Origin of the sequence: Bacillus sp. ISL-41 (genome assembly GCF_018613235.1) — a bacterium.
GTDB lineage: Bacteria > Bacillota > Bacilli > Bacillales > Cytobacillaceae > Mesobacillus.
This window is the reverse complement of the sequence record NZ_JAGGQP010000029.1, coordinates 81970-96835: the sequence shown is the minus strand read 5'-3', so window position 1 is coordinate 96835 and position 14866 is coordinate 81970. Positions and strand designations below refer to the sequence as shown.

Annotated in this window: 12 protein-coding genes; 8 read left to right on the top strand and 4 right to left on the bottom strand. The window is 38.0% G+C overall.

What is annotated here, in order from left to right; genetic code table 11:
* Positions 1–219: 219 nt before the first annotated feature.
* The 3 genes from J7I80_RS14630 to J7I80_RS14620 all read right to left on the bottom strand — a co-directional run bounded on the left by J7I80_RS14630 (position 220) and on the right by J7I80_RS14620 (position 3278).
* Positions 220–1482, bottom strand: a complete 1263-nt coding sequence (locus J7I80_RS14630; protein WP_214739071.1) for an MFS transporter — start codon at positions 1480–1482, stop codon at positions 220–222.
* 73 nt (positions 1483–1555) lie between these two features.
* Entirely contained in the window at positions 1556–1726 is a 171-nt protein-coding gene (locus tag J7I80_RS14625) for a hypothetical protein (protein WP_214739070.1), read from the bottom strand.
* A gap of 940 nt (positions 1727–2666) precedes the next feature.
* Positions 2667–3278, bottom strand: a complete 612-nt coding sequence (locus J7I80_RS14620; protein WP_251009764.1) for a class I SAM-dependent methyltransferase — start codon at positions 3276–3278, stop codon at positions 2667–2669.
* Between the two features lie 316 nt (positions 3279–3594).
* Here J7I80_RS14620 and J7I80_RS14615 point away from each other — a divergent pair, with 316 nt between their 5' ends.
* The 5 genes from J7I80_RS14615 (at position 3595) to J7I80_RS14595 (ending at position 10583) form a co-directional block, all read left to right on the top strand.
* Positions 3595–5061, top strand: coding sequence for a SulP family inorganic anion transporter (locus J7I80_RS14615; protein ID WP_214739068.1), 1467 nt, complete (start codon positions 3595–3597; stop codon positions 5059–5061).
* 165 nt (positions 5062–5226) lie between these two features.
* The gene (locus J7I80_RS14610; protein ID WP_214739067.1) at positions 5227–6675 is read left to right on the top strand and encodes a SulP family inorganic anion transporter; all 1449 of its coding nucleotides are present in this window, start codon (positions 5227–5229) and stop codon (positions 6673–6675) included.
* A 16-nt stretch (positions 6676–6691) separates the two neighbouring features.
* On the top strand, positions 6692–7111 hold the full coding sequence (locus J7I80_RS14605) for a universal stress protein (RefSeq protein ID WP_214739066.1): 420 nt from the start codon (positions 6692–6694) through the stop codon (positions 7109–7111).
* Positions 7112–7284: 173 nt separating this feature from the next.
* On the top strand, positions 7285–9612 hold the full coding sequence (helD, locus tag J7I80_RS14600) for an RNA polymerase recycling motor HelD (protein ID WP_214739065.1): 2328 nt from the start codon (positions 7285–7287) through the stop codon (positions 9610–9612).
* Between the two features lie 164 nt (positions 9613–9776).
* Positions 9777–10583, top strand: a complete 807-nt coding sequence (locus J7I80_RS14595) for an SIR2 family protein (protein WP_214739064.1) — start codon at positions 9777–9779, stop codon at positions 10581–10583.
* Between the two features lie 153 nt (positions 10584–10736).
* On the opposite strand, the gene J7I80_RS14590 is transcribed toward J7I80_RS14595, so the two are convergent.
* The gene (locus J7I80_RS14590) at positions 10737–11285 is read right to left on the bottom strand and encodes a recombinase family protein (RefSeq protein ID WP_214739063.1); all 549 of its coding nucleotides are present in this window, start codon (positions 11283–11285) and stop codon (positions 10737–10739) included.
* A 198-nt stretch (positions 11286–11483) separates the two neighbouring features.
* Here J7I80_RS14590 and ltaS point away from each other — a divergent pair, with 198 nt between their 5' ends.
* The 3 genes from ltaS to nrfD all read left to right on the top strand — a co-directional run bounded on the left by ltaS (position 11484) and on the right by nrfD (position 14857).
* On the top strand, positions 11484–13424 hold the full coding sequence (gene ltaS / locus J7I80_RS14585) for a lipoteichoic acid synthase (protein ID WP_214739062.1): 1941 nt from the start codon (positions 11484–11486) through the stop codon (positions 13422–13424).
* Between the two features lie 150 nt (positions 13425–13574).
* Entirely contained in the window at positions 13575–13820 is a 246-nt protein-coding gene (locus J7I80_RS14580) for a helix-turn-helix domain-containing protein (RefSeq protein ID WP_214739061.1), read from the top strand.
* Positions 13821–13906: 86 nt separating this feature from the next.
* Positions 13907–14857 carry an NrfD/PsrC family molybdoenzyme membrane anchor subunit gene (gene nrfD / locus J7I80_RS14575; protein ID WP_251027778.1) on the top strand — a complete coding sequence of 317 codons (951 nt, stop codon included), beginning with the start codon at positions 13907–13909 and terminating at the stop codon, positions 14855–14857.
* The last annotated feature ends 9 nt before the right edge of the window (positions 14858–14866 follow it).

Genomic DNA, 14866 nt, shown 5'->3' with positions numbered 1-14866 from the left:
GCAGGATAGTTCAATAAGAAGGTGAGTAAGAAATGTTGAATCCAATGTTAGCTGTCAAAGGGTTTTCCTTTAATAAGTAAACCTAAACCGTTATTACTAATGGGTATACACCGAGTGAAACGTTTAATGGAGAATTTTATTTAATTTTATAACTATTAAGCTTGAGGGTACTTTCCTCAAGCTTATGATTGATATTGACATTCTAAATTAAATGGCCTGCTACTTAACAGGCTTCTTCGCAAGCAGTGAACAGGCTATTCCTATTACAGGAAAGATGGTGGTTAGCAATAATATTTCCTCATATCCCCCAAACAGGTCATAGGCGAATCCGAAAGGGAGTGGTCCTAATGCGGACCCAAGTACCATGACAGTCATTGCGCTTCCTTTTATACTTCCAAGTGCTAACCTTCCAAAGTAACTTGGCCAGACGTAATTTAAGGCAATTCTTTCGAATCCCCCACTTATCCCCCACAGAACGCCAAAAACGATGGCGAGGAAGTAAGACTTTACAAAAAGAAGCAGAACGACAAATATAATTTCACCTGCAAAAATTCCTGCTAAAATATAGTTCACTTTTACGCGGTCTAAAATGTAACCGGCAGCTAATGAAATAGGGAATCCTATAATTGCCATGAGGCTTAAAACTATTGCAGCGGTGCCTGATGAAAGTCCATTTTGTTTAAAGATTGATATCAAGTGAAATGTTAGTCCTGTATTCACAAGTGCTGGGATACTAACACATACGAGCAAAAGCCAAAAAGCACTTGTTTTCTTTGCTTCCTGCAGAGTCCAATTAATCTCTAATATCTTCTTTGGTTGTTCTCCAATAGAAGGAGTTTGCTTTTTATGATCCTCACCGTCTGGAAGCATTCCAACATCTTCTGGTTTATTGCGAATTAAAAAGAATGCTAGGGGTACAAAAATAAATAACAGTAATATTCCCCAAAGCTTCCATGAGAAACTCCAGCCCCAATTGGAGACTAACCATGTGTTTAGAGGTGGGAAAGCAGCGGAACTTGTAAATCCACCAATAGCCATTAGACTAAGTGCTTTACCTCGTTTTTCAATAAACCATTGAGGAACGAGGGTATTGGGAATCAAGGTCATAGATCCCTGACCCAATAGTCTTAGAAAGAAAAAGCCAATGAATAACATGATGAAATTTGAGACAAGACTGTTCCAAAAACAAGCAAGGGCTAGGGCAATTCCAATGATGACAGACATTTTTCTTTGACCATATAGATCTATATATCTGCCTACAAAGAACATGCTTAATCCAGCTGCTAGTGTAGCCGCGGAATAAATGCCGGATACTTGAGACCTGGACCACCCGAAGTCAGCGATATAGTGGTCGATAAATACCGAAATGGAGTATGTCTGGCCAGGACCGGAAAAAAATACGCCCAATGCCCCGATAAAGACAATCATCCATCCATAATAGAATGGTGTTTGAAGTGGTGTTGAAGTTGTTTGTGATTTCATTGGTAAATAACCTCCAACGCCAATCTTAGCAAAGGTGGTTATGGATTGTCTAAACCTTAGCTACAGCGAAGCATTAATTACGATCTATTATCGTAAGAGGGTGTTTGCTCACTTTCAAATCAGTCATAGCTTTATCGAATTCCTTCTCGGTAACTTCTAAAGTCTTATGGTCAAAGTGGATATAGTATAGCAAGGAATCTCCAGCGGTATGCAAACTGACTCCTCTAATCATCTTTTCTCTCATGATGGCCCTCCTTAAAAGTTTATGAAACTGCATATTCTTTGAAATTCAATTCCTATTAGGAGTCGAATTTATAATGCCGCTCCCTTGGCATTGGAAGCAAGCTTCTTTTTCATTCGGAAATTTAACTAATAAATAACCTTTTCCGGAACAACGAGGGCATTCTTTATTCAAAGTGAATCACCTCCTGGAGAATCTTGTGACTCAAGAATCAAAGGACAAGCTTTAAGGTCTTTTCTATGAATAAATTCTACAATGGCAGAGTCAGTTCTTTTGATCTCACAATAGCCTGTTGGGTACACATATAAAACCTTGTAGGTTGAATTGTTATAGAGTATTAAAATTCAGCTTTAACCAAAAGCAGAACCCCTTTAAGAAGATAATGTTGTACGGAACAAAGTTAATATCTAATAATACGTTGAATTTTCTTACCCTCTCCTTGGCAGCTCTTGCATCTTTTCTTTAATCTAAGAAGCTTTATGAAAGGAACCTTACCATCGCCTTTACATTCTTCACATATCAGCTTAATAGCCATAAACTCCTCCTTCCTATAGCTATTTATATTGGAGTTCCAGTTCCTGAGAAATGATAATTAATTGATTAAATATTTGGCGTACATGTTCGTCTGCAAATAATTTATCGAATAAGCAAGAGATAATTTTGTTTTCAGGGTTTTCGTCCAGATGACTAATTTTCACCAACCAGGATTGTTGTTTATGTTTGGCGAAATGAAGTGAATATATCTGATCCTCTAATGGGACGATAATCCGCAGATCTTCAGATGATAAACACTTAATAAGGATTTCTTCCAGTTTAATCACCCCCATATAAATGGGTAATTTTGCATTATAATGGTTTACTACCTTACTTACGGTTTCATTTTGTAATCAAACGGAACTTATTACATTTATACAAGTACTCAGTAGAGTTTTCTAAAAAAATTCTATTTGGTACAAACCGCGACTCCAAGCGGATATTTAACGCCCGGGTAGGGTGGCTCGATTAATACGCCCTTTTGGTAGTACATCTTTACTTCTTTGTATTCCGGAAATAACTCATTAAATTCGTCAACGGTCAACTGATGAACATGGAATGGCGAACCACATGGTTTTCCTCTTCCTTTTCCAAAAGGTGTAGACAGGACCAATGTCCCACCGGGTTTTAACATGTTATAAAGATTGGCCAAAAATTGCCGTTCTTCTTCTAGATGTTCTAATGTTTCAAAGGAAATGATGGCATCAAACATGCCTAATTTTTGGGGAAGCAGGGGATCTGTTGCATCTTCACAACGATATTTAACCAGAGGATGGTTATATCGTTTATGAGCATATTCAATTGTTACGGGATCGAAATCAACTGCGATTAATTCATTGATCCGTTTCTTGCCAAGCTTGGCGAGCATTTGCGAACCATAGCCAGAACCACAAGCGATATCAAGTACCCTTCCACGGAGGTGGTAGGAACTAAATTGATAACGTGCTAAGTGTTCAAGTAATAAAGCATTGGCCGGTTTCATAAGGTCGGGGATGACTCTCTCCCCAGTAAATTCTAACAAGTTTGTTCTCTCCTTCATTCCTCCTTGCTTATTTGATTATATCGACGAACATTCTCAGTATAACAAAGATTTCAGAGGGTTTGTAGTTATAGCACCCACCTGTTTAGAAAAATGCAAAATGAAAATGAGAAATTTCACTATCATCATAGTAAAAACGCGATAATTGACGAATTCGAGAGAGAACAAGGTAAATAACCGCTTACATGTCGGGTTGCCACTTTCTTCAGATGTGGTAATATTACCTTGTTTTCAACGGCCCAGACTTTGATGAGAGTTCAAAGTCAACTAAAAATTTAAATAATAAAGGAGTGTTTTTTTGAACATTAATACAATTAAACAGCAGTGGTTCGGAAATCTTAAGGGAGACATACTTGCGGGTATAGTCGTAGCCCTAGCATTGATTCCCGAAGCGATTGCATTTTCAATAATTGCTGGCGTTGATCCAATGGTAGGTTTGTATGCTTCTTTTAGCATCGCAGTAGTGATTGCATTCATTGGTGGCAGACCTGGAATGATTTCTGGTGCAACAGGAGCAATGGCGTTATTGATGGTCACTTTAGTAGCCGATCATGGGTTACAGTATTTGTTTGCTGCCACAATCTTAACAGGTGTCATTCAAATCCTTTTTGGTGTATTTAAATTGGCCAGATTTATGAAGTTTATCCCACGGTCGGTAATGATTGGCTTCGTAAATGCATTAGCAATCCTTATTTTTATGGCTCAATTAGAGCAATTTACGGGTGCGGGATGGCAAATGTATGCCCTGGTAGCAGGTACATTAGCAATTATTTATCTATTACCTAGATTGACAAAAGCTGTTCCATCTCCGCTGATTGCCATTATTGTTATAACAGTAATTGCTATCTACACAAAGAGCGATGTTAAGTCAGTTGGAGACATGGGTGAGTTAACTGCTGCATTGCCATCTTTCTTCATGCCGAATGTTCCTTTTAACATGGAAACATTAAGCATTATCTTTCCGTATGCTTTAGGTCTTTCAATTGTTGGATTGCTAGAGTCTCTCCTTACAGCATCAATTGTTGATGATATGACTGATACGGCAAGTGATAAGAATAAAGAGAGTCGCGGTCAGGGTATTGCAAACATTGTAACGGGATTCTTTGGAGGCATGGCTGGGTGTGCGATGATTGGTCAGTCCGTAATCAATGTTAAGTCCGGCGGAAAAGGAAGACTTTCTGCTTTAGTGGCTGGCGTTGTTCTATTGTTCTTAATCATTGTACTAGGCAAAATTGTCGTTCAAATTCCGATGGCAGCTCTAGTGGGTGTTATGATTATGGTCTCTATCGGTACGTTTGATTGGAGTTCTTTAAAAGGTGTCACAAAAGCTCCAATTACTGATTCAATCGTAATGGTTGTAACAGTTGTTACCGTTGTGGCAACTCATGACCTTTCAAAAGGTGTTTTCGCGGGTATCATCCTAAGTGCCATTTTCTTTGTAGCAAAGATATCAAATGTTCATGTGGATTCTTTGATGGAAGAAGATAAGAAAATCTATTCAGTTAAAGGGCAGGTTTTCTTCGCTTCTGTTGATGCACTAATCGATGCGATCGATTTCAATGAAAATGTAAATGAGGTGGAAATTGATTTCACCCATGCCCATGTTTGGGATGATTCAGCCGTAGCAGCAATTGATAAAATCGTTTTAAAATTAAGGGCAACAGGCGTGGTCGTTCGCTTAGTTGGCTTAAATGAAGCAAGTATGAACTTAGTTGATAAAATGGCAGTTCATAAAAAGCCGGGAGCAAAGCTTTCCGGTCACTAAAATAGATAAACCCAAGATTGTCTATATGACGAACTTGGGTTTTTATTTTGGGGTTTAATTTGTTCATTTTGAGTGAAAGAGTAAATGCAGTAAAATTTGGTTTCTCATTAATCTCATGGTTTTTGGTTTAATACACAAAATAACAAGACAGAAGGAGGAGCCGATATGGAAAATAACAGCTATTTGCAGTCTTGGTTTGGAAATGTTAAAGGAGATATACTTTCGGGATTAGTTGTCGCCATTGCCTTAATACCGGAAGCTATTGCTTTCTCTATCATTGCGGGAGTTGACCCGATGGTGGGCTTGTACGCTTCTTTTACCATCTCTGTGGTGATTGCTTTTGTTGGGGGCAGACCAGGGATGATCTCAGCAGCAACAGGGGCTATGGCTTTACTATTTATTGATCTTGTAGCTGAGCATGGTCTTCAATATCTATTGGCCGCGACGATCTTGACGGGTGTTCTTCAAATTTTATTTGGTGTATTTAAACTTTCGAGATATATGAAATTCATTCCCCGCTCTGTCATGGTGGGATTCGTTAACGCGCTTGCAATTTTGATTTTCACGTCCCAACTGGATAACTTTGTGGATGCACCAATAATGGTGTATATGTTAGCGGGTTTAACATTGTTAATTATCTATCTATTACCTTACATAACAAAAGCGATTCCCTCTACGCTGGTCGCTATTGTGATTGTAACAGCAATCGTCATTTTGATAGGTATTGATGTGAGGACTGTCGGGGATATGGGGTCTTTAACCAAAACACTTCCTATTTTCTTGATTCCTGATATCCCTTTAACATTCGATACGCTCATGATTATATTTCCGTACTCACTTGCACTTGCTTTAGTAGGTCTGCTCGAATCTTTATTGACCGCTACCATCGTTGATGATATGACAGACTCGGAAAGTGAGAAAAATACAGAAAGTAAAGGACAGGGGATTGCGAATATTGTTACAGGATTTTTTGGAGGTATGGCAGGGTGTGCTATGATTGGCCAATCTGTCATAAATATTAAATCAGGTGGAAGAACAAGGCTTTCATCCTTTGTAGCTGGTGTCTTTTTAATGCTTTTGATTGTACTACTGGGAGATATAGTGGTACAAATCCCGATGGCTGCGCTGGCAGGAGTAATGATTATGGTTTCCATTAGCACTTTTGACTGGAATTCACTAAAAACTCTCCATCTATTGCCAAAAACTGATGCAATTGTTATGGTAGTAACAGTATTGACCGTTGTTTTGACCCATAATTTGGCTATTGGTGTTTTTACCGGAATTCTTTTAAGCGCGATCTTCTTTGTATCTAAGATTTCCCAAGTAGAAGTAAAAAGTACCCTTGAAAATAACACCAGAATTTACAAAGTCCGAGGGGAACTGTTCTTTGCATCTGTGACGGAACTCATTAAAAAGTTTGACTATAAAGAGGATGTAGAATTTGTAGAGATTAATTTGAGCAAATCGCATCTATGGGATGACTCTGCAGTAGCAGCAATCGACAAAATCGTTTACAAGTTTGAGGAAAACGGAAAGAAGATACTTGTAACCGGAATGAATCAGGAAAGCTCAGAATTGGCTGAGAAGCTGGCCAATAAACTGGGTTCACATTAATAAAGAGGTGATAGGAATGTATCAAAAAATTCTTTTAGCAGCTGACGGATCTGAACACTCCAAGCGTGCAGCTGACCATGCCATCATGATTGCGAATTGCCAGGGAGATTCAAAAATTGAAATCGTCTATGTGGTGGATGGTGACAGCTCAAAGTCTGATGTCCTTAGCAATTGGAATTCCTCGGATATCAACGATAAAAGAAAAGAGCGTTTAAAGGACATTGAGCAGAAAGCCAAGAACTCAGGTGTTAATTTTGAAATCAAAATCCTTCATGGAGAGCCAGGTCCTGCTATGGTCGAATACACCAATCAAAACAAATTTGATCTGGTTGTCATCGGAAGCAGAGGACTTAATGGTCTTCAAGAACTGATGCTAGGTAGTGTAAGCCATAAGGTAGCCAAAAGGGCGAATTGTCCAGTAATGATCGTGAAATAAACATGTAAGGGCGCTTTATGCGCTCTTTTTTGATTTGCCAGCTAATTCCTGACTATGTTATAGTCGAGTTGTTTTTAAAACCCCTTTACACCTCAATTTTCTTCTTTCTCTTCAGTAACAACAAAACATCACCAATAAAAATAATGTATACGAATGGAGGTCATGAGCCGCAAATGTCTGAAAAAAGCAAAGCCTCAATTCTGAAGCATGCTGATTATCAGAAAGAGGTAGAACGTCTGGAGTTTACGAAATTATATATCAGAACAATCCTTGAAGCGTCCAGGGAAAATAAACAATCTTTTACAGAAAACATTAAACAGGCATTTGAAGACCTGGATTACCTCGATAGCAGTTTGAGTTATATCAACATTTTAACGAATGCTAAGTTCCTGGAGCTGGCGGAAAATGAGTTAGACCGATTAGAAAGCGTATTGAACAAGCCCTATTTCTCAAGAATCAATTTTAAAAAACAGGATGATGAGGTCGAAGAAGTCCTGTATATTGGTAAAACATCTTTATACGATAGAGAAAACCAGATGCCAATCATCGTGGACTGGAGGTCGCCGATTGCAAATGTTTATTACGATGGTCGATTGGGTGAAGTCAGCTATGAAGTGAATGGCGAGCAGCGGAAGGGGGATCTTTCCCTAAAGCGGCAATATGAGATTCAGGAAGGAAAGCTGAAGGGTTTCCATGATATAGATTTGACTACGCATGACGAATTGCTGCAGAAATCATTGTCAGGGAAAGCAGACAACAGGCTTACGGAAATCGTCACGACAATACAAAAGGAACAAAATGAAGTCATCCGTGCGTCCCTTCAGCATCCGATTATTGTCCAGGGAGCAGCCGGCAGCGGTAAAACAACCATTGCCCTTCACCGCATCTCATATTTTCTGTATACATTCGGTGAGCGATTCAGACCCGAAAAGCTAATGATTTTAGCGCCAAATAGACTTTTCATTGACTATATATCTGATGTGCTACCTGAATTAGGTGTAGGAAAAATCAACCAGACTACTTTTACGGATTATATTCGATCTGCTCTAGGTAAGAAAATTAAGGTCATTCCTCCTGAAAAAAAGCTGCTTGCATTAGTGGAGGGAAAGGCAAAAGATGAACTGATGAGCAGAATATCAACCTTCAAAGGTTCACTGGAATTTAAAGCTGTACTTGATGCTTATATAAGAGATATAGAAAAGGTACTGGCCCCAACTGAGGATTTCTTTGTCGATAAATACCGATTGATGAAGGCTGTAAAACTAAAAAGACTATTTCTTAAGGAATACCGGTATCTGCCTGTTTATAGCCGGGTGGATAAAATAAAGCAGCTTTTAACCAACCATGTAAAAGTAAAAAAGGTCCAGATTCTTACAAGGTTCGAGGAAAGGTATGAAGAAGCACTGGAGAAAGCATTATACGGAATAAAAGATAATGATAAAAGGCGGCAGAAGGTCGTCTCTTTGATGGATGGAAAAGAAAAAAGAAGCGAGCAGCTTCAATCATCAATTAAGAACGCTGTCAAAACGTATATGAATTACTTCGAGAAAAAGGATATCTACACTTTATATCAAGAATTGATGACTTCCGAGGGATTATTGGCTACTTATGCAGATGGTTTATCGGAAGAGGAAGTTAAACAGCTCGTGAATTATTCGAGAAGTATTTTTGGAAAGAAAGCATATGAACTTGAAGACCTTGCCCCGCTTTTCTATTTAAAGTCAAAGCTAATGGGTTTAGATGAAAAGCATAAGATGAAAAGTGTTTTTATTGATGAAGCCCAGGATTACAGTTATTTTCAATTTGCGGCATTAAAAGAAGGGTTTGATACAAATCTCTTTACGATCGTCGGGGACTTGGCTCAGGGAATCCACGCGTATCGGGGAACAAGAAGCTGGGAGCCACTGACAGAGCAGATCTTTCCGGAAGCGAATTATTTAACGCTTCAAAAAAGCTATCGTACCACTGTTGAAATTATGGAACTTGCGAATGATATTCTGGCCATCATGGATGAAGATCTTCCCCAGGTTGAACCAGTAGTAAGGAGCGGGCCCAAACCAGTGTTTCAACAGGTTAACCCATCTCACGAGGAAGAGTTGGCAAGCCTGATTGAAAGAGATATTCGAGCCTTAGTTGAAGTGGACCTACACTCCATTGCGATAATTGGTCGAACGGCAAGTGATTGCAGTAAGATAAAAAAGGTCATGGAAAAAAGCGATTTGTCATTTCAGCTCCTGAATGAGCAGGAAGATCTTATCAAAGGCCAAATTTCAATTGTACCCGCATACTTGTCAAAGGGACTTGAGTTTGATGCTGTTTTAATGGTATCTATCGAGGAACCTTATTCGGAGAAAGAACTGGATATAAAGTTGCTTTATGTAGGAATGACAAGACCGATGCATCGACTTTTATTATACGGAACTAACCCTTCTTCTTTCTTGCTTGACCGGGTGGATCCGATTCATATAGAGATAAAAGAAACGATGCAAAAAACACACTAAACAATGAATTAGTGTGTTTTTTGGTACCTTTTCAGTTTCTTGTTTCATTATTTTTCTTTACCACATCGTATAGCTTGTGTGAAGTTTCCCAACCGCAAAGTAGATTATCTTTCTTGTGAGTTTTATTTATTCTTATATATTATCTTTGATGAAGGGGTGTATTTATGCTAAATGAATTAGGTCATTTAATAAAAGATAATAATGTCATTCTATTCGTGGGTTCTGGTATATCCAAAAACTTGGGGTTACCAACATATGGAGAATTGATTGATGAAATGGCCAGCCAGCTTGGATTCGACCCAGAAGTTCTTAATGCCTGGGGAAATAATGATTTTTTGATCTTAGCTGAATATTACTTTCATCAAAAGGGTTCTTTAGGTGAACTTAGAAGTTGGATGGATCGTAAGTGGCATAATCCTAATATAGATATTGGGCAATCAGAAATTCATAAACTCATTGTAGAAATTGGGTTTCCGATTATCTATACGACTAACTTTGATAGATGGCTGGAATATGCTTACGATTATTATAAAAAGGACTATATAAAGATTACAAATATGGTGGACATTGCAAGAATTAAAGAAAATATACCTCAAATCATCAAGTTTCATGGGGACTTTGATCACGATTCATCCATCGTTTTAACCGAATCCAGTTTTTTTAATAGACTGGATTTTGAATCACCTTTAGATATTAAACTGCGATCCGATTCTTTAGGAAAATCAATTTTGTTTATTGGATATAGCTTATCCGATATCAACATAAGGTATATGTTATATAAATTACAAAAACAATGGGAGGAATCGAGATACGAATCTTTACGCCCAAACTCATACATTTTTTTAGTGGATCCAAACCCTGTTAAAGAAAGGCTATTAAAAGAACGAGGAATCATCCCCATTGTATATCAAAATGAGGAACCAGGAGAAGCATTAGTCCAGTTCCTAAAAGATTTAAAGCAAAAGATTTAACTCTTATAAAAAGGCGAGAGCAGCTTTTAATATTCAGTTTAAAGAACGTCTTATCGGGTATTAACAAATGCAAAACTCAAGATGATAAACAAAATAAGATAATAAATATTTGACCACATAAGTAAAGGTCATGATTAGCTGTTTACGGCTTATTTATTGTTTCTTTTCAAGATATCTGTATAAAGTAGTTTTGCTTATTCCGGTTTCATTTTTAATTTCTGATAAGCTGTACTCTTTGCTTTGATACATTTCTATTGCTCTATTCACATTTTCGTCAGGAATTTTTGGCCTGCCGGGAATGATTCCTTTTTGTTTTGCTTCACTTAAGCCTTTCTTGGTTTTTTCACTAATGATATCTGATTCAAATTCAACGATACGATAAATAATGTCTTTGAAGGAACCCTTGATATCTTTGCTTGTATCGATATCTTCTTTTAAGGATAAAAATTTAGCTCCTTTATCCTCGATTGCGCTTAACAATTTTGCTAGATGACGTGTAGAATCTGCAAAAGCAAAAAGCTTCACAACTACGATTGTGTCTCCTGGATTAAGGCTATTCATCATATTTTTAAGATTCTTTCCCTGATTAGATGTAAAATGATCATCCCTTATGATTTTGTCACAGTTCATGTTGGTAAGAAGCTTAAATTGCTCTTCACAGTGTGGATCACTTGAATACGGCCTCGCATAGCCAATTAGCACTAAAATCACTCCTCGCATTATCCACGATAATAATATGACCATGATACCATATAGATAATTACCAGTACCAAAATGGTTCATTTTTGGGAAGATACGTGTTAAACTATCTTTTATTGAAAAGCTTTTTGAAATTGAATCTGCTCTTTTTAATTTGACGACTAACTTAACACACAGGCCGAATGAAGGGAAGAGATTAATATGCTGTTAAATAACAAGATAACAAATAAGTTTACTTTCTTTTTCATAACTGCAGTGGTCTTCCTTTGGTTAAAGACATACTTTGTCCAGTTAACACAATTTAATTTAGGAATTGAAAATAGCATTCAACAGTTTTTGCTGTTCTTAAATCCATTGGGTTCTTCTATATTATTTTTAGGTTTTGCTTTTTTATTTAAAGGACGACTAAAGTATATTTCATTAATCCTAATTGATTTATTATTGTCAGTTCTACTATTTGCCAATGCTTTATATTATCGTTTTTTTAATGATTTCATCACTCTGCCCACTTTAACCCAGACTCAAAACTTCGGGGATGTCAGCGGCAGTATTGGAACACTTTTAAGACCTTCCGATGTTTTGTTTTTTGCGGATGTAATATTGATTCTAGCTTTGATTTCATTTAATTTTAAGAGAATTGAAGTTAAGAAGATAGCACCGCGAAGGTTAACTGCGTTAATGTTGGTTGCTTTGAGTATATCAGGAATAAATCTAGCAATTGCAGAAATGGATCGTCCTCAATTATTGACCCGAGGATTTGACCGCAATTACATTGTGAAATATTTAGGGATGTACAATTATACTGTGTATGATGCTGTCCAGAGTACTAAAGCCCACGCACAGAGGGCTTTGGCTGACAGTAATGATAGCACGGAGATTATAAACTTTACAAAATCAAATTATGCTAAGCCAAACCCTGAATTTTTTGGTGCAGGGAAAGGGATGAATGTTATCTATGTACACATGGAGTCGATTCAAAATTTCCTTATTGATTACGAACTGCACGGTGAAGAGGTTACACCGTTCTTAAATTCCTTAACGAATGAAGAGAATACACTATACTTTGATAATTTCTTTCATCAAACAGCTCAAGGTAAAACAGCTGATGCAGAATTCATGGTAGCAAATTCGTTATATGGATTGCCTCAAGGTTCAGCCTTTACAACGAAAGGTTTAAATACCTATCAAGCTGCTCCTGCAATCTTAAGCCAAAAGCAGGGCTACACATCTGCAGTCTTCCACGGAAATACAGGGAGCTTTTGGAACAGGGATGAAATTTATAAATCTTTGGGATACGATAAGTTTTTTGATTCCAGTTATTTCGATATGGACTCAACTAATTTAGCTGAATATGGATTGATGGATAAACCGTTCTTTGAACAATCCACGCCTTATTTGGAATCATTGCCTCAGCCGTTCTATGCTAATTTCATTACGGTTACTCACCATTTCCCATTTACAATGGATCAGGAGGAGGCAACACTTGAGAAGCACACGACAGGTAATAAAATAGTCGATAATTACTTCCAGACAGCTAGATATGCAGATGAAGCTCTTGAACAATTTTTTTCATATTTAAAGGAATCGGGTTTATATGATAACTCTATTATCATAATGTATGGTGATCACTATGGGATTTCTAATAATCACAATAAGGCAATGAAGGAAGTTATCGGGAAGGAAATTACACCGTTTGAAAGTGCGGGATTGCAGCGGACTCCATTATTCATTCGTGTGCCAGGAATGGAAGGTGGAGTGAACCACGAATATGCAGGGCAAATTGACCTCCTTCCGACTCTGCTGCATCTGGTTGGAATCAACACAAAAGAATATGTGCACTTTGGTACCGATATTCTATCAGAACAGCATGATGATTTAGTTCCTTTTAGGAACGGAGATTTTGTCAGTCCGACAATCACTTCTGCGGATGGCAAATATTATGACTCGTCTACGGGACAGTTGCTGGCAGAAGATAAATTAGAAGAAGCTAAAAGATTGCAAGAAGTAGCAGAACAAAAGCTGGCAAACTCAGATAAAGTCGTAAATGGCGATTTGCTACGCTTTTACACTCCTAAAGACTTTATTGAAGTTGACCGTTCACAATACAACTATAATCCTCCGATAGGGGAAAATGAGGAATAGTATGACTCAAAGCCTGTCAAGTGATTTTGACAGGCTTTCTTACTAGTTAGGCGAAGTGATTCACAGACAATTTACACACGTGAAATCAATTCTTAATAAATATGCATTAATATATAATTATTAACTTATATGAAAATCAAGGAGGATTAAATGTTAAGGAATCCTTGTAAGGAATACGGCTTTATCATTCAGATAATCAGAGAAGGGTTAGGAATGTCGATAGAAGAATTAGCATTCCGAACGGAGACATCACCCAAATTTATACAAGACACTGAATCCAGCAAGGTATACCCGAGTGATAAATACATTGAATTGCTTTCTAATGCTTTGGATATCCCCTTTAATGAACTAAAAGAGCGCATCTGGTGTGAAAAGCCCGATGAGTGCAGTAACTAAACTTTGTCAGTAAATTCCCTACAAAAGATTAGGGGATTTACTGATATTTTTTTTGCCCTAAATATCTGATGATAGGAGTGTAGTCAATGTATTTAATCGATAAGGAGGTCAAGGAAATGGATTTTCACGCAAATTGGGATTATCGTGTCGCGCTTGATTTGTTTCTTGGCGGTGTTGGCATCGGAGTTTTCCTGCTAGCAGCCTATTTCAGTCTGGTATTCAAGGAGAAGTCATTAAAGGTCACTAGGCTGGGGTTTATTCTTGCGCCGGTATTAGTTGGATTGGGAGTGTTCGCGCTTCTCACTGAATTGGGTAAGCCATTCCGGATGCTGTCGACATTCATCAATGTCAATCCTACGTCCGTTACATCGTGGGGAGGTTTCCTTCAGACGATATTCATCTTGCTGTCTTTCGTGATTTTTTTGGTGGTATGGAAGTATAAACAAAATGCCTATCAAATGGGACTTTTTAAAGGATTAGTAATTGCTGGTTCGGTATTTGCACTGGCTGTAGGGATCTATCACGGACTTCTGCTTATGTCACTTGGAGTTGCTGGCTGGGCAAACGGCTTGATTCCAGTCATGTTCCTGGTATCCTCAATCCTATCCGGAAGCAGCGTCCTGATGGTTGCTGAAGCAGTTTTCATGAGGTCAATCATCACCAAGAGCAAGGATGTGTATTCAGAAACAGCTGTATCATCAGATGCTCAGATTTTCACATACTCTAAACTATTAGTTTCACTAGTAGCCATTCAGGCATTGCTCATCCTAACCTGGAGAATCAGCCTTAACTCGGCTGGAACAGAAGCAATCATCGCTTACCAGAATTTAATCAGCCACTTCGGGGTTTACTGGTGGATCCTTGTAATAACGATCGGACTAATTATCCCGCTTGCAATTGCCAGCTATTCAACAATGAAAAAGATAAAAATGAACTTCTATACAGCGATGGCATTTACTGCTGTTGTCTTAATCGGAAGCTATGCATTCAAGCATATCATCCTATATTCAGGCCAGATTCCGCTGGCTGGTTTGTAATCGATTTGA